The organism is Proteus mirabilis ATCC 29906 (assembly GCF_000160755.1).
Taxonomy (GTDB): Bacteria; Pseudomonadota; Gammaproteobacteria; order Enterobacterales; family Enterobacteriaceae; genus Proteus; species Proteus mirabilis.
Genome location: NZ_GG668577.1, coordinates 84692 through 109306, shown reverse-complemented (window position 1 = coordinate 109306; position 24615 = coordinate 84692). Strand labels below are relative to the sequence as shown.

The window sequence follows — 24615 nt, the reverse complement described above, 5'->3', positions numbered from 1 at the left end:
AGCTATCGGTTCTGCTTACCTTATTATCTTCCATATAGTGGTATTCTATGCGGTTTATCCTATTATTTTCGCCCGTTGATAAAACAGTTAGTTAAATCAATGTAACACGCAGGTAGTATTGAGCGTCATTTAATTCTAATATGACCGCCCGCATCAAAACTTCATAGGATGCCCAATCAGTACCGAAAATTAGCCATCATCGCCAAAAAAGCTATACAAGGTAGAAGAATGACATTTCAAATTGCAGACACACTCTATTATAACGGCCTAATCTATACCGCTGATAATAGTAACAATTTCGTCGAAGCTATCGCTGTTTCCCAAGGCATTATTATTGCAACAGGCACAAAATCGAATTTACTTGCTTACTGTAATGAAAAAACACAGCATATCGATTTACAGAAGAAAATGGTGATGCCCGGCATTATTGATGCTCATATGCATCCATTTTGGGGGGGAGCCACATTAGCAGGTTGTCACCTTGATTACCTCTCCTTAACAATCGATGAAATTCTATCGCGTATCCAACGCTATCTTGATGCTGATCCCATCGATAGTGATACAGCTTGGTTGAAAGTGTCAGCATGGTATCGTGAAGGGATGCAACCGGAAGGGATACAAATGACGCGTTATCACCTTGATAGCTTAAATACGTCTCGCCCTATCTTACTTTTTTCTAGTGATTGTCATAGCGTATTAGCAAATTCCCGCGCACTAGAATTATTAAATATTACGGCTGAAACCCCCGATCCCCCTGATGGCAATATTGAACGTGATGGTGATAGAACACCTATTGGTATTCTTGAAGATGCACCAGCTATGCAGGCTATTGATAGTCTACCGCCTTTAACGGCAGAGCAAAATCTACAAATCGCACGCCATGTACAAAAGTTGCTCAATCAACAAGGGGTAACGACTATCATGGATGCACGTGTTGGTGAGCCACAATTACGTGCCTTTAATACCTTGCGAGAAGCGGGTGAATTAACGGTTCGTGTTGAGAATGCGGTTGAAATTACCCCTGATGATGTGGCTGATATTGCAGCTATTCCTCATGCTGTACAACAAGCAATAACACGATTCTCTCACTGGCATCAAATCAGCCAAGGCGCGCAACCCAGTGTCGCTATTCGCCATATTAAGCTTTTTCTTGATGGTGTATTACAAGCGCCGATTATGACAGCACGTTTACACGCCCCTTATCGTATTAATGTCGGTACGGATGAAACGCCTCATTGGCAAGATTCAGAGCATGTTGGCGATCTCTATTTTTCACCTGAAATCTTGACGCCATTAGTCACTGAGATTAGCCGTGCAGGTTATCATCCTCATATTCATACCGTCGCTGAAGGGGCTATTAGTGTCGCACTTGACGCCATTAGTGAAATGCGCAACGCCTTGCCAGAAAAAGATATTCGCCCCGGCCTTGCGCATAATGAATTAATGTGTGAAAAAGATTATGCGCGCTTTGCCCAATTAAATACCTACCCTTTTCTCTCCTTTCAATGGGCTGGCGTAGAGCAACATAATATTGATAAAGATCTTGAAATGTTAGGCAAAGCACGTTGCCAATATCTAGAAACCGCCGGTAAATTTATTGATGCGGGAGTGACTGTCGCATTTGGCAGTGATTGGCCGATTGATCCATTAAATGAGTGGTATGACTTTAAAGTTGCCATGACTCGACAAAAAGATCCCTCTCAGCCACGTTTAGATAATGATCGCAATCTCACCTTAATCGAAGTATTACGAGCTGCCACCATCAATGCCGCTTATGCACTAGATATGGATAAACAGATTGGTTCATTAGAAGTAGGAAAATTCGCCGATTTTATTGTCTTAGATAGAAACTTGTTTGAAATATCGGCAGAAGATATTGAAAATGTCAGGGTATTGTGTACGATAATTGCGGGGAAACCCACAATTTAGCTGAATAACATAATTAATAAACCCGCACTCAGCGGGTTTATTTTTGCCATGATTAAGCGAAACTTACAAAGCAATACCCATCACGGTACTGACTTCTTTTAACCCTTCTCGCTGATAAAAACGTTTAGCATCGGCATTTTCAGCCAATACTGAAAGCTCTAGGTGGGTCATTTTTTGTTGTTTTGCCCACGCCTTCATGGCATTTAGCAACAATGCCCCTGCCCCTTGTCCACGAACAGAAGGGTCAACAACAATATCAAAAATATAGGCATATTTACGCTGTACTAAACAGTTAAATAGCGGTGTCTCTTGTATTTGGGCAATAGTAAAACCGACAATTTTCTGTTCTAACTCAGCCACTAACAGATGAAATTTATCATTTTTAATGCCATTAATAATAAATGCTTCATCTTGTTTACCCGGTTTTAATCTTTCTGGCTGTAATTTCGCCATCTCAGCAAATAAATAGCCATACAGGGTATTAATCTGCTCAACATCAGAAAGTACAGCTTTTCTTATGGTTATCATGCTCTACCTTTATTTATCGTAGGTTTTAATCGAAGGGGCAATATAACTTTCAAATTTATCTAATAACTGGATAGGTGATTGCTCAACAATCGCCATATGACGATATTTTTCATGTAAGAATTTTTCATCTACCATTTTATCTATCATAGCCAGTAATGGCTGATAAAAATCATTAATATTAAATATACCTAATGGCTTTTGATGAAGGCCAATTTGGCTCCAAGTAAACACTTCACTGAACTCTTCTAATGTGCCAAAACCCCCCGGCAGTGCCACAAAGCCGTCCGCGAGTTCAATCATTTTACTTTTACGTTGGTGCATAGTTTCAACGACATGGAGCTCTGTCAGATTTTTATGTGAGATTTCACGCCCTTCTAATAGCGTTGGGATCACACCAATAACTTTCCCCCCTTCCTGTAAAACGGTATCCGCGAGCGTGCCCATAATTCCTACACTGGCACCACCATAAACTAAAGTGATATTACGTTTAACCAGCTCTTTAGCAAAAAGAATCGCTTGTTGTTTATAAATTGGTGAAGCGCCTAAACTTGAACCACAATACACGGCAATAGACTTTATTTTATTCATTTTTAATTCTCTTTAGCTAGTTAAAACGAGTGAAAAATTATACTGAACCCCTCAGTTATAAAAAAGGTCAAAAAAAATTATTTTATCGCTTTTATAATATATCTCTCTGTTTGTTTTATTAATAATACACATTTAATTTGATTGTTTTTATTCATCCTTACTGTATTTTCCAAATATATTTTAATATTATTAAACTATCCCTAAACTAAAATAATTTAAGTTGTATTATTAATAAATAATTAATAAATAACTATATTAAAAATCACAAATTTACTTTATATTATGTGATCCTTTGTTATATAGGATAACAGAGTACTCAACGCTTTACTTTTGACGAGGTTTTTCAGGATGTTGTCAGCCAGACACTCAGCTAAATTACAGGTGTTCTACCCTGTGCTTCTTTTGCTTCTTTCTATGCTATCAATACAAAGTGGCGCATCATTGGCAAAAAGCCTGTTTCCTGTTATTGGCGCCCCCGCAGTCACAGCATTACGCCTTTTTCTAGGTACTCTGATCCTGTTTTTTATTTTTAAACCATGGCGTCTAAGCTTTTCTCGTAGTGCCATAATGCCACTATTTTTATATGGTTTATCATTAGGGGCAATGAACTACTTATTCTACTTGGCTCTTGAAACTATTCCATTAGGTATTGCAGTAGCACTTGAGTTTACGGGACCGCTTGCGGTAGCGATGTTTTCTTCACGCAGAGCAATCGATTTTTTATGGATAATCTTAGTGATTGCTGGATTAGGGTTATTACTGCCGATTGGGGATAATATTCACGGACTCGATCCCCTAGGCATTTTATATGCATTAGGTGCGGGTGTCGGTTGGGCACTGTATATTGTTTTCGGACAACGTGCAGGAAAAGGCTATGGCGCAGCGACAGTTTCTATTGGCTCACTTATTGCCGCCTTTATCTTTTTCCCTATTGGTATGCTACAAAGTAGCCCTGAGCTAGTTTTTAGTTGGTCTATATTACCTATTGGATTAGCTATTGCGATTTTATCTACCGCTTTTCCTTATACTTTGGAAATGATTGCACTTACCCGTTTACCGGCAAAAACCTTTGGGACATTGATGAGTTTAGAGCCTTGTATGGGGGCTTTTATTGGTATTATTTTCTTACATGAACATTTAACGTTAATACAATGGGTTGCGTTGGCATTTATTGTGTTAGCGTCAATTGGTTCCACTGCAACCATGAAAAGAAAAACCAAAATTGAAAAAGTAGAATAAATATTTATACAGTTTAACTTATTAATAAATAAAATATTAAATGAAAAGAGATCAGTTGATCTCTTTTTACTTATTAAATAATAACTTTACTTCCCTAACATTGCTATTTTAAGCATATTGTCTTATTCTAAATAGGCTATTTCGATAGATGACATTTTTATTAGTAATGCCCTATCAATTTAATAGTAGCAAGCGATAAGACTAACCATTAATAATCCACTATCATAATTAACAGAAATTAAGATATTGAGTTATTAATTATTTAGGGAGAACGATTATGAGTACTGCTAAATTAGTCAAATCCACACCTTCAGCCCTGCTTTATACCCGTAATAATGTTGATGACAGTGTTAAACTGCATACTATCGAACTACTGCAGCAAATGGTGACTCAGTTTATCGATTTGTCTCTCATTACCAAACAAGCACACTGGAATATGCGCGGTAGAAACTTTATTGCCGTACACGAAATGGTAGATGGTTTCCGTGATACCATCAATGAACATACTGATGAGTTTGCTGAGCGTTTAGTACAATTAGGTGGCACAGTCCTTGGTACACCTCAAACTGTCAGTAAAAAAACACCTTTAAAAGCCTATCCACTCGATATTCATGATGTGCAAGATCACCTTAAAGCATTGGCTGATCGCTATGCGGTAGTCGCTAATGATATTCGTAAAGCGATTGATGAAGTTGAAGATGAAGATACTGCTGATATGTTTACCGCAGCATCCCGTGATCTAGATAAATTCTTATGGTTTATTGAAGCAAATATTGAAAACTAATTGCTTACTTAATCACATGCTTCTTACTGAAAAGGGCTACCAATATAGGTAGCCTTTTTATTATTCTGTTTTAGGTATATCTGGCTGATAAATAGGAAAGACAGGTAGCGCGGTTAATAGCCGTGAACCGTAGTTTTTCGTTAATAAACGTCTATCATAAATAACAACTTCACCATGGCAATGATGGCTACGAATAAGACGCCCAACTTGCTGGATCAAATAAAATGATGCACTTGGTAAGCTTTGCACTTCAAAAGGATAACGTTTCAGTGATTTTAGCCATTCCCCTTCCGTCACAATAACCGGATCAGTAACAGGTGGAAAAGCAATTTTATGAATATGTACTTGCGTTAAATAGTCACCTTTTAAATCTAATCCTTCAGCAAAAGATTGTAACCCAATTAATACACTATTATCACCCGCATCAATACGCTTACAATGTGTCTCCACTAAACGATAGCGCGGTTGATCTCCTTGGACTAAAAGACTCAAACGTAGATCTTTAACTTCCTCTAAAAAACCTTCCATCGCCCGTTGACTACTAAATAATACTAATTGCCCTCGATGGTGGTTTTCTACCATTCCTTGACGAAAATAGCGTGCCATCTCTTTTAAATGCGCTTTTTCATTCGCCATTGTCGGTTCATAACGCATTTTAGGGATAACAAGTTTCCCTTGCCTTTCATGTGTAAAAGGCGATGACAAGGTAATAAAACGATCATCAAAGTGTTCGCTTAGTCCTGTAAGCTCTTGAATACGCGAAAAACTGTTTAATGAACGTAGTGTGGCAGAAGTGATCACCACATGAGGAATATTTTTCCATAATAATTGTGTTAACTGTTCACTAACGCGAATACCAGCACAATGTAAATAGAGATGTGACTGCTTTTTATCATAACGACGAGTAAGCCATTTCGAAACGGGTGCTTTTGATGTCTGCTCTAATGTCGCAAGTCGCCATAGTTTTGCCATATTTTCCAGATAACCAACCATTCTGCTGGTGGTTAAAATCGCGCGATGTAAACGTACAACATCTTCTTTTGCTGTTCGCTCAGTTAAGTCGTTAAGAATCGACTCACCTAACATTTTTAAACCATCGGTTAGCTTAAATAAGTCTTGGCAACATAATAGTAATTGTTCAGGTAATTGACCTAATGGAAATAAATATTCATCATTTTCACTGCGCTCAGGCAATAACGCGCGGGTAAAATGTTCAACGTCTTGATAGGCTTCGCGCATTTTTGCAATATGAGCATCAAAACGAATGGGATCGGCTAATTTGGGTGGTTTGACTGGGATAAATTGTGCTAAATATTGGCTGACATGACGAGTCATATTATCAAGTTGCATATTTAATGCCGATAAGGTTATTTCCCCTTCAACTTCAAGCGCATCTCTAGCAACATCAGGAATATGATGCCCTTCATCCAATACTAATAAAATATTTTTTGCATCAGGTAACACCGATTCACTTTCCATCGCAGCCATCACAAGAGCATGATTGGTGATAACCACATCAACTTCGTCTATTTCTCGACGGGCCAGAAAAAAAGGACAGCGATGATAGTATTGGCAATTACGACCTAAGCAATTCATTTTATCTGTGCTAATCTTGCGCCATAAACTATCCGTTAATGCTCGTTTATGGTGATCACGCAAACCATCCCAACCAAAGCTGGTAAAATCGTGCTTTAACTCTTGGCAAATCTCCCTTTCCGCACTGGTTGCGACATCAACTTTATCTTCCAGCAAGAACATTAAATCAATTTGCTCGCCTTCTGTTGCACAAATTGCCTCTAAATTACGGGGACATAAATAACGACCTCGCCCAAAAGCCCCAGTAAAAGTCAGGTCTGGAATAATTTTTTTTAGTAAAGGCAGATCTTTGCTGTAAATTTGATCTTGTAGCGCCACATTCGCCGTACTGATAATCAGTGGTTTTTTCTCTTCCCGACTGATAGCAATACCAGGAATAAGATAAGAGAGTGTTTTACCTACTCCGGTAGGCGCTTCAATAATTAGATGTCGCCCCGTTTCATCAGAAAATGTCTTCGCAACTTCAGCAATCATTTCGCGCTGAGGCGCTCGTGGAATAAAGCCTTCAATATGCTCAGGTAATGCTTTATACCATTGGCTGATTTGCATTTTTACAGATTGAGAAAGGGACATAACTACTCTATTCGTCATTAAAATAAGCGTTATTGTCGCATAACACTGTATAAAAATCAGTAGTCAGCTGCACTTACTCGCCTTTTTCATCAAATACTGCGTAACCCTACGAATTTATTGAGCGGTGTTATAGATTATTGATCCAACTCTTCATAGTATGAAAGAGAGCGGTATGCAAATTAAAAAGAACTTTATTAACCTTTATAAAAATAATACCTCTTGCGTTTTATTTCGCACCACAACACCAATTAAGAGATAATAAAATGACTTCTGCAAAGCGCCCTATTTTTAATTTAGAGTTAGACCTACTCAGAACTTTTGTTGCTGTTGCCGATGGTTCCACCTTTGCCGCAGCCGCTGAATCAGTTTGCCGAACACAATCTGCAGTCAGCCAACAAATGCAACGCCTTGAGTCATTAATAGGTAAAGAGCTTTTTGCTCGACAAGGGAGAAATAAAACATTAACCGAAGCAGGCACTCAACTGCTTAATTATGCTCGGCGGATTTTGCGCATTAATGATGAAGCATGTTTATCTTTATTGCATGAAGAAATTGATGGAATATTAAAGATTGGCTCTCCCGATGATACAGCAAACACAATCTTACCCGATCTACTTGCTCGTTTTTCAGGTGCTTATCCTCGTTTAATTATGGAGATTATTGTTAAACGTAGCCCTTTTTTAATGTCAATGTTGGAAAATAATGAGGTCGATTTAGCCATTTCTACAGAAGAGCATGTCGGTTACCCTAAAATTGTCTTACGCGTATCGCCTTCGTTATGGTATTGCGGTAAACATTTTAGATTTGATCTTGACGAACCGTTACCTTTAGTGGTTCTTGATGAACCAAGTACTTACCGTGATATGATGATAAATCACCTTGATCAACAAAATATTCGCTGGCGCATTGCCTATATTGCCACCACCTTATCTGGTGCCAGAGCGGCCGTTCGTGCTGGTTTAGGTATAATGGCACGCTCTATCGAGCTTTCTGGTGATGATTTACGTATTTTGGGTGAAAAAGAGGGATTACCGCCATTACCTGCTATTCGTTATAACCTTTATCTTAATGCTAATAGCCCGAGTAAAGCAGCTCAGATACTATTTGATTCATTAAAAAATGAGCAGAATGAAGTCATTAATCACGCAGATATTACCCTTCAAAACCACTAACTCATTAAGGAAACAAAAATGGCACTACAATAAATTGTCAGTGCCATTTATCAGGTGCAACTCATTTAAACAAAAGGTATCAGATTCATTATCTTGTCCCTGTGGATGCAGATAAAAGAGTTATGCCTCTACCCGTAATAATTGTGTAAGTAATGAAATAGGTATATTTTCAAAATTCATTATATTTTCAATCAGTTGATCAGCTTGTGTCTTTTTCATTACACACTTGGCATTATCATAAAACTTCGCTATTACATCCGTATCAACCATCGGATTTTCAGGGTTACCATACTGAATATCGATCCTTTCAGTTAATTGTTGCCCATTTTTCAATCTAACAAAGATTAATCCAGGAAAATAGCTCGGAAAGGGAATTTCATTTTCTGATGGATAACGATAGCTCACTTTTTTCGCCAATAGTTGGATATCGTTACGCTGTAAGTTTTCCGCTGAAAGCGATGATAAAGTTAACGCATTATCCAAAAAACCAATAGCAAATAACCAAGGTAAGCTAAATTTTGCCCCATAAGCTGTTTTTGGCGCCCATTTTGTTTCGAGTGGCTCACAAATTAATGCAGCAGCAACTGGATCAATCACACATTCTACTTGTTCAATTTCTTCCGCACTGATCCCTCTTTTAAGTAAACGACGTCCACAATCAACAGTAGCATGAGCAAAATGGCAAACCGGATAAGGTTTTATTGAAACATTTAAAAACTCCCATTGTTCACCTAATCCTTGTGCAACTTGTTCAGGGATCGCTTGCTCGCTGATCCCATGAGTATGATAAATACTGTATCGCCCTTCAAATATTGTCTCAGGCCCAGTCATTCCCCCTTTAGCTAACGAGGCTGCAATAATACCGGATTGAGCGGCCCATCCGGCATGAAAACATTTTGCCGATGAGCTATTAGTCAGATATTCAGCGATACCCGCTGCTTGACTTGCCGTTAGTCCTAACGCATTTACCGCCTGCTGTGACGTAAGTTTTAATAATGAAGCCGCACATGCTGTTGCACCGAAGATCCCAGCAATCGCCGTTGCATGAAATCCACGTTGATGGAAACCACTGTGACTCGCTAAACCAACCCGTGCAGCAACTTCCCAACCAATAACCCAAGCCGTTAATATTTCTTTATTTGAGGCGTTTAATGTTTCCCCTAACGCAAAAGCTATCGGTGTTAATACAGCACTACCGTGAGTAATAGAATCAGTATGTGTATCATCGAAATCTAATGCATGTGCAGCAATACCATTGGCTAAGGCTGCTGCAGTGGTATTAGCTGTCTGCATACTTCCCCAAATGGGGATCTTACCTTGGCTATCGGGTAAAAGAGTAATCCCATGACGTCCTTGTTTCGAGCTAGATTGTGTACTCCCTGCAAGTGCTACACCTAATGTATCTAATAAATGTAATTTGGCTCGAGCTATCAGTTGCGTTGGAAGCTGTGAAAATGTCGTTGTAGTAATAAAATTAGCTACATGCTGACTCAATGTCATATAAATACCTCAATGCTGATAATAACAAAGCCAGTTATCACTGGCTTTTTATGAGATTTCATTCCATCAATTAATCATTTAACCAGCCGGAAGCTTTTGTTTGAGCGACTACACGATCAACTTGCTCAGGAGCATTACCAACATAGGTAGTTGGATCTAGCAAAGCATTTAACTCTTCTTGTGAAATATGGTCACGAATACGAGTATCACGATTAATAGCTTCTACGAAAGTAATCCCCTCTTCTTGTCCAGACATTGACGCTTCATACACAATTTCGTGAGCAGTTTGTTTGCCTGCTTTATCGGACAGAGCAAACATCACACGTTCTGCTAACATAAACCCACCTAAGATATCCATGTTGTTACGCATTTTTTCAACATGAACATTTAGCCCACCTAGTACTGTTTTCATATTATCCAAGATAACAGATAACATCAGACACATTTCTGGCATAATCTTCCACTCCATCTTCCAGATAGCACCATCACGTTCATGTTGATGTTTCATCATATCCGTTAATACAGAAAGATTAGCTTTTAAGGTATTACTTACACAGGCGGCATTTTCAACAATAGCTGGATTGCGTTTATGTGGCATAGTTGAAGAGCCAACTTGCCCTTTACCAAAAGGCTCTGAAAGCTCATCAATTTCATTGTGTGCTAATATTAAGATCTCGTTAGCTATTTTCCCTAACGTTCCACTAATTAATCCAATTAACATACCATATTCACTAAATCTATCACGTGCTGGTTGCCATGAGATTTCCGGTATACCTAATCCTAAGCGTTTTAATACGCGTTTTTCTAATTCATCAGCTTTATCGCTTAAAGAAGCTTTAGTCCCGACAGCACCGACTACACTGCCAACAAATAGACGAGGTTCCACCTCTTTAAGTCGTTGATAATGACGCGCTAACTCTGTCAACCAAATTGCTGTTTTATGCCCAAATGTGATTGGTAACGCTTGTAACGCTAAAGTGCGTCCAACCATAGGTGTATTGCGGTGTTTTTCACTTAAAGAAAGTAATGAACGACCTAATATTTTAATATCACGTAAAAAAGTTTGATGAGCAGCTTTAAGTTGTAGCACTAAGCCTGTATCAATAACATCTTGTGTTGTCGGCCCAAAATGAACATATTCTCCATAATGTTCAGAACAAGCATATTCTAAGCCTCGAATAGTAGGTACTAATGGATGTCGAGTAAGACGAACTTGTTCTAATACATAATCCATATCTAATTTTTCAAGTTTTGCACTCTGTACAATAACCTCAGCCGCCTTTTGAGGAATTAAACCAAGCTCAGCTTGTTCTATTGCTAATGCTGCTTCATAATCAAGCCAATTTTGCATTCTAGTTTTGTCAGAAAAAATAGTTCTCATTTCTTCTGTTGACCATAAGTTTTTTAATAAAACAGAATCAAACACACTAGTTCCCATAATTATTTCCCCTGTTAAAAGAATAATAAAAAATCGTTTTTAAAATAAAACGAGTTGTTAGCTTGTTACTTTATTTATGCAATAGAATTTTAATAAAAACACTTTGATAATTTTAATCTAATTTAAAGAATTTCTAATCAATTGAAAATTGACTAAAATTCAATAAGTTGCAAAATAAAATTAATTTATTATTTATACCTTTTAAATCTTAAACAATCTTTAAGATTTAATTAGAATAATTAATGATAAAAAATTAGAGCAAGATCATCATTTTTTAAAAATAGATATTTTAAAAATAAATATCTTTGTTATAAATAATAGCAACTACAAATTTCCAGCTCAAAATAGTAATTAAATTCTAAATTAATTACTGGGAGATCTTATTTTCTATATTCGGAGATATAAATAATGAAACAGAATAAACAAACAACATTGATACATAGTGGGCGTCAAGCAATTAAAACATCTGGCCCAATTAACCCTCCTGTTATGAGAGCCAGTACTATTGTTTTTGATTCAATAAAAAGTTGGCGTGAAATACGCGATCGTCGTATTACTGAACGAGTATTAAGCTATGGTGCTCGTGGTACAGAAACAGCGTTTGCACTTGAAGCATTAGTAACTGAATTAGAAGGTGGTTATCGAGCACAGCTCTTTCCTACAGGGCTAGCCGCAATTGCATTTACTATTATGGGCTACGCCCGAAGTGGTGGGCATGTTTTATTTGCTGATTCTGTCTATGAACCCGTACGTAAAATAGCCTCTGCTTTTTTAGAGCCTAATAATATCACTTATAGCTTTTTTAAAACTGACGGTTCAGATTTCGAGCAAAAAATTCAAGAAAACACTCAACTTATTTTCGTTGAATCACCGGGTTCATTACTTTATGAAATGCTGGATCTACCAGAAATTTGCCATATCGCTCATGAAAAAAATATTCCTGTTGGGGTGGATAATACTTGGGGCTCGGCATGGCTTTATAACCCTTTGGAATTAGGTGCTGATGTTTCTGTAATTGCTGCAACTAAATATTTATGCGGTCACTCAGATGTCATGATGGGCATTATGATCGCAAATGAAACCGCATGGAAACAAATTGGGGCATTACCAGAAGCTCTTGGTCAAGCAAGTAGCCCTGATGATGCCGCCTTAGTCCTGAGAGGAATGAGGACTCTTGCTCAACGTCTTACAAATCATGGTAAATCAGCACTGGCTATCGCTCAGTGGTTAGAAACACGCCCTGAAGTGGCCAAAGTTTGGTTTCCAGAGTTACCCACACATCCTCGCCATGACTTATGGAAACGTGATTGTAAAGGTAGTAATGGATTATTAACCATTGAATTTAAACAAAAATATACCATTAAACAATCTGAACAATTTATTGATGCATTAACCTTATTTGGTATTGGTGCATCTTGGGGAGGATTTGAAAGTCTTGCATTACCCGCCAATGTTATGGGTGCCAGAACAGCAACAGATTGGCGTGAAGGCCACGGTCCTTTTGTACGTTTACATATTGGTCTTGAGTCTACTGATGACTTAATTGCAGATCTCACCCAAGCATTTAGTGCATTAAATCAATAACAACAATACTGCATCACGACACTGGGGAATTAATTATGACTGGTTTAATTATTGCCGCGCTAGTTACTGCGTTGGTAGTTTATTTGCTGGCTCGAGGTTATAAACCTCAACCTGTGTTATTACTCGGAGGCATGCTGTTATTGCTCCTTACAGCTTCTCTCGATCTCAACCCTTTATTACCGGAAAATAAATCTACACAATTTAAGTATTTTGATATTTTCCAAATTTTTACCGATATTATGAGCTCGCGTTTAGCGGGTTTAGGTTTAACCTTAATGGCAATTGCTGGTTTCTCACGTTATATGGAACACGTGGGCGCCAGCCGAGCTTTATTTGCTATTTTTGAAAAACCATTAAAAACGATTAAATCCCCCTACTTATTACTAGTTATTTCATTTTTAGTCACACAAATTTTAGTTATTTTTATTCCTAGCCATGCAGGTTTAGGAATGTTACTCATGGTAACGATGTACCCTATTTTAATTCGCTCAGGTATTAGTCCTCTATCTGCTTTAGCTGTTATCGGTTGTTGTCAATTTATTGATCATGGACCCGGCTCTGGAAATGTTATTATGGCGGCTAAAACAGCGGATATTGAACCTGCAGTCTATTTTGTTCAACACCAACTGCCTATCACTATTCCTATTATCATTGCGGTTGCTATTACCCATTTCTTTATTCAACGTTGGTGGGATAAACGTGAGGGTTTTGTTTTCGACCCAACAGCCATTGATAATGTAAAAGAAGAAGGAAGTCAGGTGCCATTATCATATGCCTTATTACCCGTGATCCCTTTAATTCTCATTATTGGTTTTAGTCCGTTATTTCATAATTACATTAAATTAGAAGTGACTACCGCAATGATTATTAGTACGGTTATTGCACTAGTCTTTGAATATGTGCGATTGCGCGATGCTAAAGCGGTAATGAACAGTTTTATGTTGTTCTTTGAAGGCATGGGAAAACAGTTTGTTTTAGTTGTATCGTTGATTGTATCTGGGGAATTTTTTGCTAATGGATTACTAAAAAGTGGCGCGGTAGATACCTTAATTAGTTCTGCTCAAGATGCTGGCTTTGGTATTGCTGCTATGATTATTGTGATGAGTGCCATCTTAGCATTAGCAGCCTTTTTAATGGGATCGGGTAATGCTGCATTCTTTTCATTTGCCGCATTAACACCCAAAATTGCTGCATTCTTAAAAGTCGATGTCATCACTTTAATTTTACCTATGCAAATTATGACCAGCTTTGGTCGCACAGTTTCACCTATTACGGCAGCTATTGTTGCTATTGCAGGAATTGCCAATGTCTCACCTTTCCAAATAGTGAAAAGAACCGCAATTCCAATGGCTGTCGCCGCTACCGTTAACTTAGCGATGACATTCTGGTTTTTATACACATAATTTACAGCACCGATTGTGTATCAAATAAAATAATAAGTTGTATTCCCTTCCCCTTAAACTCGGTGACTCCTGAGTTTAAGGGCTTTTTGTTATTATCCATCACCCTAAACAATAACTATCACCATAATTAAAACTAGGTATTATTATATTCCAAATTTGTTTGTTTTTTGAACAGCGATATCCTATTTTAATACTAACCAATTTACTGCTTTATGTGGTACAGCACTTGTTTCAATGGCATATCTAGATATACTTTTTAGTAACATTCATCTGCACATAAATCTTATGAAAAAATTACTTCTTGTTGTTATCGCACTACTGGCTTTTGGCTCCCTTGGAGGCGTTTTTCTTGCCGGACTAAATATTTATACGCGCTCAACCACACCGGTAGACACAGAGCAGACTCAACCTAATCGCTCACCAGCACAGCAATTTCCAGCTCTACCAGATAGCTCACCATCGACGAAATAAAGAGGTTGCACCATGGAATTTGATTATTTTGTTACCCCACAATGGCTTTTTGAACATCACGACGATCAAGATCTGGTGATAGTTGATGTTAGCGCGCCTATGCCTACGCAAGATATTGACTATCATCAGCGCTATCTTGAACGTCATATCCCTGGTGCCCATTTTTTTGATCTGGATGAAATCGCCGATAAAACAACATCATTACCACATATGTTGCCATCTGACACACTGTTTTCTGAAACCTTAACTCAGTTAGGTATTTCAAATAATACAACAGTGATCCTCTATGATATCGGTAATCTCTTTTCAGCACCTCGTGGCTGGTGGACTTTTACTACCTTAGGTTGTCACAAGGTGCGTATTCTGGCCGGTGGTTTACAAGCTTGGCAGGAAGCGGGGTTCCCCCTTGAGAAAGGAAAAACGCCCAACGTCCCAACCACTCACCCTTTTATCGTCACACGCAACACTCAACGCCGTGTCGATAAACAACAAATACTGGATAATCTGACTACGCAACAAAATCAAATCATTGATGCTCGTTCGGCGGATAGATTTTATGGTAGAGCACCAGAGCCTCGTCCCGGTTTACGTAGGGGCCATATTCCCAATAGTAAAAATGTTCCTTGGGATAGCTTAGTCATTAATGGACAATTAAAAGATAAAGCGCAATTACAGCACATTTTTGAACAAGCAGGTGTCGATTTATCTCAACCAATTATTGTCAGTTGTGGCTCAGGTATGACAGCAGCTATTCTATTTTTGGCTTTAACTCTATTGGGCTGCCAAAATATCGCACTGTATGATGGCTCTTGGGCGCAGTGGGGAGCAGAAAACGCATTACCTTGTGAATGCGAATAAAATAAAAGCGATAGTGAAGTTAGCACAAAAAAGTAAACCCGCAGATGCGGGTTTAATAGTATTAATAGACTCTTTATTTCCAATTAACTGGCAAATATTTTTGCTAAATAAAGCACAACGATTGCCCCTATTACGGCAACGACAAAACTACCAAAATTGAAACCATCTACTTTGCCTTTACCAAAGAAATTACTAATTACACCACCAACTACAGCACCCACAATACCTAGAATACAAGTCCAGATAAGGCCGATATCATACGAGCCAGGCATTAAGAATTTGGCTAAGATACCCGCAATAAGACCGAACACAATCCAAGAAAGAAATCCCATAGTTCCCCCTAAATGTAGTGATAATATAGATAGTATATTAAAAATGGTCACTTTAAGAGTGTAAGACGAAATAGTGATTTTTTCCAATAATTGTACTTAAACAGCAATTATTTTTTTCATATTCAGATATTTTTACCTTTTTATAGAAAAAACCAGCACCTTATTATTAATGCTGGTTTTGGCTATTAATAACCTATTGTGGTTATTATAACGCTTCTATTATTTTGGCTATTTCAGGTGAGGTTTTTAGCGTTCTAATTTGACTAAAAAGTGCATCAGCATCTTGATACTCTTTTCTTAAATATCCCAACCACTGTTTTATACGGGAAGCATGGTAATAAGTGGTATCCCCTTGCTTTTCTAGACGAATATAGCGTTTAAGTAATTGGATCACTTGTGACCAAGGCATTTTTTCTTCAATACCTTTTATCACATTACTTAAATTGGGCGTATGCATCGCCCCGCGACCTATCATAATCGCATCACAGCCGGTTATCTTTAAACAAGAGATAGCATCTTCTCGACACCAAATCTCACCGTTAGCGATAACGGGAATAGTCAATTTTTGGCGAATTTCACCAATCGCTTGCCAGTTTATCTTATCAGCACGATAACCATCTTCTTTTGTTCTACCGTGGATAGTAATTTCTGTCGCGCCACCTTGTTCTACAGCATCGGCAATTTCATGGCAATAAGATGAACAATCCCACCCTAATCGTACCTTTACAGAAACAGGTAAATCCGCAGGTACAGCACCACGCATCGCTTTAGTTGCTTGATAAATCGTTTCTGGTTGTTTTAATAACGAGGCACCACCACCATTACCATTGACGGTTTTAGAAGGACAACCACAATTAAGATCAACCCCCCATGAACCTAAAGAGACGGCTCGAAAAGCGTTTTCTGCCAACCATTGTGGATTTTGCCCTAATAATTGTACCCGCACCAAAGTGCCACTTTGCGTGCGGCTTTGGGTGTGTAATTCAGGGCATAAACGATAAAATGCTTTTGGCGGTAATAATGAATCAACAACGCGAATAAATTCCGTGATACAGAGATCGTAATGATTAATCGCCGTCAGTAGATCTCTCACAAGGGGGTCTAACACCCCCTCCATTGGCGCTAATAGGACTCGCACAGTTTAGCCTCAAAATTCTTTTCTAGCTTTTGACCAAGGATTTTGATTATCACGATCATCATCGTGTTTGCGTGAACGTCTAGCTGGTTTAGATTTATTCTGTTTTATCTCACCCGTTTCACTCTCTTTTTGATTACGACTATTTTTATTACGTGGTGTATGGCGATTATCTTTGCCACGCATATCAGCACGACCATGTCCGCCTTCTTTATTATTACGTGCTTTATTCTTTGGCTTTTTATGCAAAGGTGCCGCTTTTATTGAGGGATCAGGATCATAACCTTCTAATGCTAAACGAGGAATTTCACGTTTTAATAAGCGTTCAATATCGGCTAATAAGCCATGTTCATCAACACAAACTAAAGATATCGCTTTACCTGTTGCCGCCGCACGCCCTGTTCGACCAATACGATGAACGTAATCTTCTGCTACCTGCGGTAATTCAAAGTTGACCACATAAGGAAGTTGGTCAATATCAAGTCCCCGCGCTGCAATATCAGTGGCAACTAACGCTTTTAATTTACCGTCTTTAAAATCAGCTAAAGCACGTGTTCTAGCTCCTTGGCTTTTATTACCATGGATCGCCGCTGATTTGATGCCATCTAAATTAAGATGTTCAGCTAATTTATTCGCACCATGTTTAGTTCGAGTAAAAATAAGAACTTGAGGCCAATTTTCTAGACCAATTAAGTGTGATAACAGCTCTGTCTTACGCTTTTTATCCACTAAATGGACATATTGATCAACAGATTCAGCCGCTGAGTTTTTGGGGGCAACAGCAATACTTATAGGATTGTTGAGTAGTGAGTTAGCAAGCCCTGTTATCTCTTTTGAAAAAGTCGCTGAAAAGAGTAAATTTTGTCGTTTTTTCGGTAACTTATTGATGACTCGACGAATATCATGAATAAATCCCATATCTAACATACGATCAGCTTCATCTAACACCAATACTTCAACGCGAGATAAGTCGACAGCATTTTGATGTTCAAGATCAAGTAAGCGGCCCGGTGTTGCAATCAAAACATCGACGCCACCTCGTAGTTTCATCATTTGAGGATTGATACTAACGCCACCAAAAACCACCAATGAACGAATAGGTAAATAACGACTATAAGCTTTTACGTTATCGGCAATTTGTGCAGCTAATTCACGTGTAGGGGTTAAAATAAGCGCTTTAACTGGCTTACGCCCTTTCGTTTTCTCTGCTGATGTAGCGAGTTTTTCCAGTATCGGTAATGTAAATGCGGCCGTTTTTCCCGTACCCGTTTGTGCACTTGCTAATACGTCCTTACCCGCCAAAATCGGCTCAATCGCCTGTTGTTGAATAGGGGTTGGGGTTTTATACCCTTGTTCATCAATAGCGCGGAGAAGCGCCTCACTTAAACCAAGCGATGTAAAATCGGTCAAAACAGAAATCTCCTACAACCAGAACGTATAACACGGTGATTGAAATTAAAAATGACGGGCTTTCACCTCAAGGTGAAAGAGAATGAACCTTATCAGGTTAACCTAATAGCGGTCATTTTAACAGTTTTGCTATCTTGCGAATATAAAAATAATTTTTAAATAAATCATGTTTTTTTTATTACATGTCATCTTTATTTCATTATTTACTACAAATTTATCCTGTTACTCAATATCATCGAATATACTACTTTCAATAACGACTATTTTAATGTTATTTCTTTGTTACATTTTACTTAAGTAAGGTATCCTTATGCCAGACACACACCAAAAGAAAACTCGAGGGGAACTTGCAAAACGACAGTTATTAGAAGCTGCCTGTGAAATCTTTGGTAAAAATGGGCCTGATAGCGCCACAACTCGCCAGATTGCGCAAGCTGCGAAGCAAAATATCGCGGCTATTGCTTACTATTTTGGCTCTAAAGAAGGGTTATATCTCGCTGTTGCACAGTATATTGCCGATTTAATTCGAATTGATTTTGAACCCACTGTTGCACAACTTGATGATTTTCTTGAAAAACCTAATCCAACAGAGCACTTACCCCTATTACAAAAACTGATCATTGACAGTTTTTTGCAATATGCCCGACTCGTACTTGATAAAAGCAATGTACATATCAGTCGCATTATGGCAAGAGAACAACTTGTTCCCACAGAAGCCTATTCCCTTATCCACCAGCAAGCGTTATCTCCGCTATTAACTCGTGTAAATCGTTTATTAGCACTTTATATTGGCTTAGATCCAACTTTACCAAAAACCATGCTACATACTCACGCTATTTTGGGAGAGGTGCTATCATTTCGATTAGTACGAGAAACCATTTTACGCCAAACTGGATGGGATAGAATTGGTAAACAGGAATATGAAATTATTTCTAATACCTTAAAAGTACATATTACTTTACTACTTGATGGACTAAGAGAGATCTACACTCATAACAACCATGCATAAATATAAATAGAGTTATTATGAAAACGAAAAAAATCAGTGTCTTTATTATCTTAATGATTATTATCGGTATTATCGCAGGTATCTATTATTATGAAGAGAACAAAGATCCTGAGTTAGTACTCTATGGAAATGTTGATATTCGGACGGTTAACTTAAGTTTTCGTGTTGCAGGCAAGTTAGCGGAACTACAAGTTGATGAAGGTGCGCCGGTCACCAAGGGTCAATTATTAGGCCAACTCGATGATGCACCTTACATTAATGCATTAAATAAAGCTTATGGTGAACGTGATAGTGCCATCGCTTCATTAGCCTTAATGGAGGCTGGTTACCGCAGTGAAGAAATTGCACAAGCCCAGTCAGATGTGTCATTAAAACGTGCCGCATGGCAATATGCTGAAAACTTTTATAAGCGACAACAAGATCTTGCTAATCGCAAAGTTATTTCAGCCAATGACTTAGACAGTGCCCGCAACAATCGTAACCAAGCAGCTGCGGCATTAAAAGCAGCACAAGACAAACTCAATCAATATCAAAATGGTTATCGCCAAGAAGATATTGATATGGCAAGAGGTCAAGTACTTCAAGCCAAAGCGGCAGTTGCCCAAGCAGAGCTTAATCTTCAAGACACCAAATTAACCTCACCTGCAGAAGGGACTATACTGACTCGTGCTGTGGAGCCTGGCACTATTTTATCAGCAGGAAGCCCTGTTTTTACTGTTTCTTTAACTAACCCTGTGTGGGTTAGAGCTTATATTAGTGAAAATCATTTAGGTGAAGCGATACCTAATCGCGAGGTGTATCTTTATACCGATAGTCGCAAAGATAAGCCTTATCATGGCACTATAGGTTTTGTTTCGCCAACCGCTGAATTTACACCTAAAAGCGTTGAAACACCGGAACTACGCACTGATCTAGTTTATCGTATAAGAGTGGTTGTCACCGATGCTGATGATTCATTACGCCAAGGAATGCCAGTGACCTTGAAATTTGCACCGACTCATTAAGTTGAGGAGAGGCAATCAATATGGATAACACAAATTACACCATCAATTTAAGCGGTGTTGAAAAACGCTTTGTTGGGCTTGAAAAACCGGCGGTTGCTTCACTCACCGCCACCATTACCGGTGGTTCAGTCACAGGTCTTGTCGGCCCTGATGGTGCGGGAAAAACAACCCTAATCCGCATGCTAGCAGGATTACTAAAACCTGATGCTGGTGAGATCAAAATTTTAGGAATGGATCCGCAAAAACAGAGTGTTGATGTTAGGGCTATCCTCGGTTATATGCCACAAAAATTTGGCTTATATGAAGATCTCACTGTGCTAGAGAATCTCAACCTTTATGCAGATTTAAAAAATGTTATCGGTGAAGAGAGAAAAAGAGTTTATCAACAGCTACTCTCTTTTACTGACTTAACACGTTTTACCTCTCGTCTAGCGGGTAATCTTTCTGGTGGGATGAAACAAAAATTAGGGTTAGCTTGTACTCTATTAGGTAGTCCCAAAGTCCTGTTATTAGATGAGCCGGGGGTTGGTGTTGATCCCATTGCCCGTCGAGAGCTTTGGCAAATGGTTCATACCTTAGCCGGTGATGGCATGCTTATCTTATGGAGTACCTCTTATCTTGATGAAGCAGAACAATGTAAAAATATTCTGCTACTGAATAAAGGTGAATTACTTTATAGCGGTGTACCTCAGACCTTAACGGCTAAAATGGCGGGACGCTCTTTTTTACTCAATGTTGAAGGTCATCAGCGTCGAAAAGTATTGCAACAAGCCATTATACAACCTCAAGTGACCGATGGCGTGATCCAAGGGCAATCTGTACGATTGATCTTAAAAAAACACAGTGACCAAACAGCATTGTTAAACGCCTTAGGAAAACCAGATGCAAAACTTATCCCGGCGACACCGCGCTTTGAAGATGCCTTTATTGATTTATTAGGTGGTGGCCCTTCTCATAAATCTGAACTGGCGGAGATCATGCCACAAATCCCCCCAGCACCCGATGAAACCGTTATTGAAGCTCAACAATTAACGAAAATGTTCGGTCAATTTGCCGCCACTGATCATGTTGATTTCCAAGTTAAACGTGGGGAGATTTTCGGGTTATTAGGCCCTAACGGTGCGGGAAAATCGACAACCTTTAAGATGATGTGCGGGCTATTAGTACCAACGAGTGGTAAAGCATTAGTGTTAGGTATGGATCTGAAAGTCAGCTCAGGTAAAGCTCGCCAACATTTAGGTTATATGGCACAAAAATTCTCGCTATATAGCAACTTAAAAGTGGGGCAAAACCTGAAATTTTTTTCTGGGGTTTATGGATTATATGGTAAGCAACAGCGCAATAAAATCAATGATATGATAACCGCATTTGGCTTACAGCCAATGATTAATCAAATCACCGATACCTTACCTCTTGGCTATAAACAACGTCTTGCCCTTGCATGCTCTTTGATGCATGAGCCAGATATTCTTTTTCTTGATGAACCTACCTCAGGGGTTGACCCTTTAACACGCCGTGAATTCTGGCTTCATATCAATGGAATGGTGGATAAAGGTGTAACAGTGATGGTAACGACTCACTTTATGGATGAAGCTGAATATTGTGATCGTATCGGTTTGGTTTATCGCGGAAAAATTATTGCAGCAGGCGAGCCGGATTCATTAAAACAGATGGTAGCAACAGAAGAAAATCCGACCCCCTCTATGGAAGATGCTTTTATTGGCTTAGTACTGGATTACGATAAAAAACTTGAACAAGAAAATCACCAAGGGAGCGAAAAACATGAGTAATTCGTCTCAATCATCACCTGCACATTTTTCTTGGCGACGTTTATATGCTCTTTGTTTAAAAGAGACTAAACAAATCACCCGTGATCCCAGTAGCGCGCTTATTGCTATTGTTATCCCCCTCACCTTACTGTTTATTTTCGGTTACGGTATCAACTTAGATTCAAGCAAATTAAATATTGGTATATTAACTAACCAACAAAGCCAACCGGCACAAGAGTTAGTGTATACTTTTACCAACTCTCCCTATATTAACGCCACCATCAGCGATAATCGCCAATTGCTTATCGATAAAATGCAAGCCGGAGAAATTCGTGGCATTGTGGTTATTCCTGTCGACTTTGCACAATTATTAGCCCGACAAGATAGCAAAGCTCCCATTCAAGTGATCACCGATGGTAGTGAGCCAAATACCGCAAACTTTGTACAAGCCTATACCAAAGGGGTTTGGCAAATCTGGTTACAGCAACAAGCTTTAAGTCAAGGCATTCAACAGCAACCATTAATTGAAATTGAGCCAAGGTATTGGTTTAACCCTGCAGCCATCAGCCAACACTATATTATTCCCGGTGCCGTCACTATTATCATCACCGTGGTTGGGGCTATTCTAACCTCTTTGGTTATTGCTCGAGAATGGGAGCGTGGCACAATGGAAGCCTTACTCTCAACCCAAATTACACGCACAGAATTACTGCTTTCCAAGCTTATTCCTTATCAAGTATTAGGCAGTTTTGTTATGGTGCTATGTATGTTGGTCACTGTCTATATATTAGGCGTGCCTTACCGTGGCTCATTATGGATTTTAGCGGGTATTACTTCACTATTTTTAGCCACTGCACTAGGTATGGGGCTATTGATCTCCACCCTAACTCGCAATCAATTTAACGCGGCAATGATCTCGCTTAATGCGGCTTTTTTACCTGCGGTGATGTTATCAGGCTTTGTGTTTGAAATTGATAGCATGCCATTTTTTATTCAAGTAGTGACCTATTTTATTCCCGCACGTTATTTTGTTAGTAGCTTACAGACACTCTTCTTAGCGGGAGATATTCCGATGATCTTAATGCTAGATATGTGGCTATTAATTGTTTCAGCCATCTTTTTTATTGGCTTAACGGCGTTAGCAACACGTCGTCGCTTAGATTAATAAGGGAGAGTTTTTATGTTTCATCGTCTTCTCACCCTGATAATGAAAGAGCTACAGTCATTATTACAAGAGCCGCAAACACGGATTATCTTAATATTACCGGTTATCTTTCAGATGATCTTATTCCCTTTTGCGGCCACCCTTGATGTTACCAATGCCTCTGTTGCTATTTTTGATGAAGACAATGGTAAACAATCTATTGAATTAACCCAACGCATAGCCAAAGCCAGTGCTTTTTCTGAAACCCTATTATTAAAAAGTGAACATGAAATTAAAGAGACGATTAATAATCGTAAAGCCTTGCTATTAGTGCGTTTTCCACAAAATTTTAGTGCTAATTTAGCCAGTCATACTCCGGTAAAATTACAATTAATTCTTGATGGGCGTAATTCTAATAGTGCACAAATTGCGGCAAATTATGTACAACAAATTGTGCAAAATTATCAAACAGAATTAGCCGGCGATACCCCATCTTTACTGAATAAAAGCGAATTAGTAGTACGTAATTGGTATAACCCCAATTTAAACTATAAATGGTTTATTGTGCCTTCTTTAGTGGCCTTAATTATCACCATCGGGGTAATGATAGTAACATCACTGTCTGTTGCTAGAGAGCGAGAGCAAGGGACACTAGATCAGCTATTAGTTTCACCGTTATCAACTTGGCAAATCTTTGTAGGAAAAGCGGTTCCTGCGATGGTTGTTGCGGCAGTACAGGGAACCATTGTATTAATTATCGGTATTTTCGGCTATCAAATACCTTTTTCAGGCTCACTGCTATTATTTTACTTTACCATGCTTATTTACGGTTTATCGCTGGTAGGTTTTGGGCTTTTGATTTCCGCGTTAAGTTCAACACAACAACAAGCATTTATTGGTGTGTTCGTATTTATGATGCCCGCAGTATTATTATCAGGCTATATTTCTCCAGTGGAAAATATGCCAGTTTGGTTACAGCAAGCCACATGGATAAACCCAATCCGTCATTTCACTGATATTACCAAACAAATCTACCTCAAAAATGCCGATATTACCGTAATATGGCATAGTTTATGGGCACTGATTGTTATTGCTATTGGGACAGGCTCTATTGCCTATTATCTTTTCCGCAGGAAGATAGTATAAAAT

21 protein-coding genes are annotated in these 24615 nt (G+C 38.7%); 13 read left to right on the top strand and 8 right to left on the bottom strand.

Features of this window, described 5'->3' with window-relative positions; genetic code table 11:
* Positions 1-228: 228 nt before the first annotated feature.
* Positions 229-1929, top strand: coding sequence for an amidohydrolase (locus HMPREF0693_RS07055; RefSeq protein WP_036932263.1), 1701 nt, complete (start codon positions 229-231; stop codon positions 1927-1929).
* Positions 1930-1992: 63 nt separating this feature from the next.
* On the opposite strand, the gene HMPREF0693_RS07050 is transcribed toward HMPREF0693_RS07055, so the two are convergent.
* Both HMPREF0693_RS07050 and HMPREF0693_RS07045 read right to left on the bottom strand, forming a co-directional pair.
* The gene (locus tag HMPREF0693_RS07050) at positions 1993-2457 is read right to left on the bottom strand and encodes a GNAT family N-acetyltransferase (RefSeq protein ID WP_004244499.1); all 465 of its coding nucleotides are present in this window, start codon (positions 2455-2457) and stop codon (positions 1993-1995) included.
* 9 nt (positions 2458-2466) lie between these two features.
* The gene (locus HMPREF0693_RS07045; RefSeq protein ID WP_004244498.1) at positions 2467-3045 is read right to left on the bottom strand and encodes an LOG family protein; all 579 of its coding nucleotides are present in this window, start codon (positions 3043-3045) and stop codon (positions 2467-2469) included.
* A gap of 348 nt (positions 3046-3393) precedes the next feature.
* Between HMPREF0693_RS07045 and rhtA the strand changes: the two genes are divergently transcribed.
* Positions 3394-4284, top strand: coding sequence for a threonine/homoserine exporter RhtA (rhtA, locus tag HMPREF0693_RS07040; RefSeq protein ID WP_004244497.1), 891 nt, complete (start codon positions 3394-3396; stop codon positions 4282-4284).
* 277 nt (positions 4285-4561) lie between these two features.
* Positions 4562-5068, top strand: a complete 507-nt coding sequence (dps, locus tag HMPREF0693_RS07035) for a DNA starvation/stationary phase protection protein Dps (protein WP_004244496.1) — start codon at positions 4562-4564, stop codon at positions 5066-5068.
* A gap of 60 nt (positions 5069-5128) precedes the next feature.
* On the opposite strand, the gene dinG is transcribed toward dps, so the two are convergent.
* The gene (dinG, locus tag HMPREF0693_RS07030; protein WP_036932260.1) at positions 5129-7237 is read right to left on the bottom strand and encodes an ATP-dependent DNA helicase DinG; all 2109 of its coding nucleotides are present in this window, start codon (positions 7235-7237) and stop codon (positions 5129-5131) included.
* Between the two features lie 263 nt (positions 7238-7500).
* Here dinG and HMPREF0693_RS07025 point away from each other — a divergent pair, with 263 nt between their 5' ends.
* Complete coding sequence (locus HMPREF0693_RS07025) at positions 7501-8409, top strand: LysR family transcriptional regulator (RefSeq protein WP_004244494.1); 909 nt, start codon at positions 7501-7503, stop codon at positions 8407-8409.
* 120 nt (positions 8410-8529) lie between these two features.
* Here HMPREF0693_RS07025 and HMPREF0693_RS07020 read toward each other — a convergent pair whose 3' ends face one another.
* On the bottom strand, positions 8530-9909 hold the full coding sequence (locus HMPREF0693_RS07020) for an MmgE/PrpD family protein (RefSeq protein ID WP_004244493.1): 1380 nt from the start codon (positions 9907-9909) through the stop codon (positions 8530-8532).
* Positions 9910-9979: 70 nt separating this feature from the next.
* A complete protein-coding gene (gene purB, locus HMPREF0693_RS07015) occupies positions 9980-11347 on the bottom strand; it encodes an adenylosuccinate lyase (RefSeq protein ID WP_004244492.1) in 1368 nt (455 codons plus the stop codon).
* A 408-nt stretch (positions 11348-11755) separates the two neighbouring features.
* Between purB and metC the strand changes: the two genes are divergently transcribed.
* From metC to sseA, 4 genes are all read left to right on the top strand, one after another.
* Positions 11756-12931, top strand: a complete 1176-nt coding sequence (metC, locus tag HMPREF0693_RS07010) for a cystathionine beta-lyase (RefSeq protein ID WP_004244491.1) — start codon at positions 11756-11758, stop codon at positions 12929-12931.
* Between the two features lie 35 nt (positions 12932-12966).
* Positions 12967-14334 carry a C4-dicarboxylate transporter DcuC gene (dcuC, locus tag HMPREF0693_RS07005; protein ID WP_004244490.1) on the top strand — a complete coding sequence of 456 codons (1368 nt, stop codon included), beginning with the start codon at positions 12967-12969 and terminating at the stop codon, positions 14332-14334.
* A gap of 285 nt (positions 14335-14619) precedes the next feature.
* Entirely contained in the window at positions 14620-14805 is a 186-nt protein-coding gene (locus HMPREF0693_RS07000; protein ID WP_012367682.1) for a hypothetical protein, read from the top strand.
* 12 nt (positions 14806-14817) lie between these two features.
* Positions 14818-15663 carry a 3-mercaptopyruvate sulfurtransferase gene (gene sseA / locus HMPREF0693_RS06995; RefSeq protein ID WP_004244488.1) on the top strand — a complete coding sequence of 282 codons (846 nt, stop codon included), beginning with the start codon at positions 14818-14820 and terminating at the stop codon, positions 15661-15663.
* 83 nt (positions 15664-15746) lie between these two features.
* Here the strand turns inward: sseA and HMPREF0693_RS06990 are convergent, their stop codons facing one another.
* The 3 genes from HMPREF0693_RS06990 to rhlE form a co-directional block, all read right to left on the bottom strand.
* On the bottom strand, positions 15747-15995 hold the full coding sequence (locus HMPREF0693_RS06990) for a GlsB/YeaQ/YmgE family stress response membrane protein (protein WP_004244486.1): 249 nt from the start codon (positions 15993-15995) through the stop codon (positions 15747-15749).
* Positions 15996-16200: 205 nt separating this feature from the next.
* Complete coding sequence (dusC, locus tag HMPREF0693_RS06985; protein WP_004247575.1) at positions 16201-17133, bottom strand: tRNA dihydrouridine(16) synthase DusC; 933 nt, start codon at positions 17131-17133, stop codon at positions 16201-16203.
* 9 nt (positions 17134-17142) lie between these two features.
* Positions 17143-18540, bottom strand: a complete 1398-nt coding sequence (gene rhlE / locus HMPREF0693_RS06980) for an ATP-dependent RNA helicase RhlE (RefSeq protein WP_004244484.1) — start codon at positions 18538-18540, stop codon at positions 17143-17145.
* 310 nt (positions 18541-18850) lie between these two features.
* Between rhlE and HMPREF0693_RS06975 the strand changes: the two genes are divergently transcribed.
* Genes HMPREF0693_RS06975 through HMPREF0693_RS06955 form a run of 5 tightly spaced genes read left to right on the top strand, consistent with a single transcriptional unit; the run spans position 18851 to position 24612 of the window.
* On the top strand, positions 18851-19549 hold the full coding sequence (locus HMPREF0693_RS06975; protein ID WP_004244482.1) for a transcriptional regulator: 699 nt from the start codon (positions 18851-18853) through the stop codon (positions 19547-19549).
* Positions 19550-19566: 17 nt separating this feature from the next.
* Entirely contained in the window at positions 19567-20553 is a 987-nt protein-coding gene (hlyD, locus tag HMPREF0693_RS06970) for a secretion protein HlyD (RefSeq protein ID WP_004244481.1), read from the top strand.
* 20 nt (positions 20554-20573) lie between these two features.
* Entirely contained in the window at positions 20574-22343 is a 1770-nt protein-coding gene (locus HMPREF0693_RS06965; protein ID WP_004244480.1) for an ATP-binding cassette domain-containing protein, read from the top strand.
* Positions 22336-23487, top strand: a complete 1152-nt coding sequence (locus tag HMPREF0693_RS06960) for an ABC transporter permease (RefSeq protein ID WP_004244479.1) — start codon at positions 22336-22338, stop codon at positions 23485-23487. The genes HMPREF0693_RS06965 and HMPREF0693_RS06960 overlap by 8 nt, the downstream gene beginning before the upstream one ends.
* A gap of 15 nt (positions 23488-23502) precedes the next feature.
* Positions 23503-24612 (top strand): ABC transporter permease, encoded by a 1110-nt coding sequence (locus HMPREF0693_RS06955; protein ID WP_004244478.1) that lies wholly within the window; start codon positions 23503-23505, stop codon positions 24610-24612.
* The last annotated feature ends 3 nt before the right edge of the window (positions 24613-24615 follow it).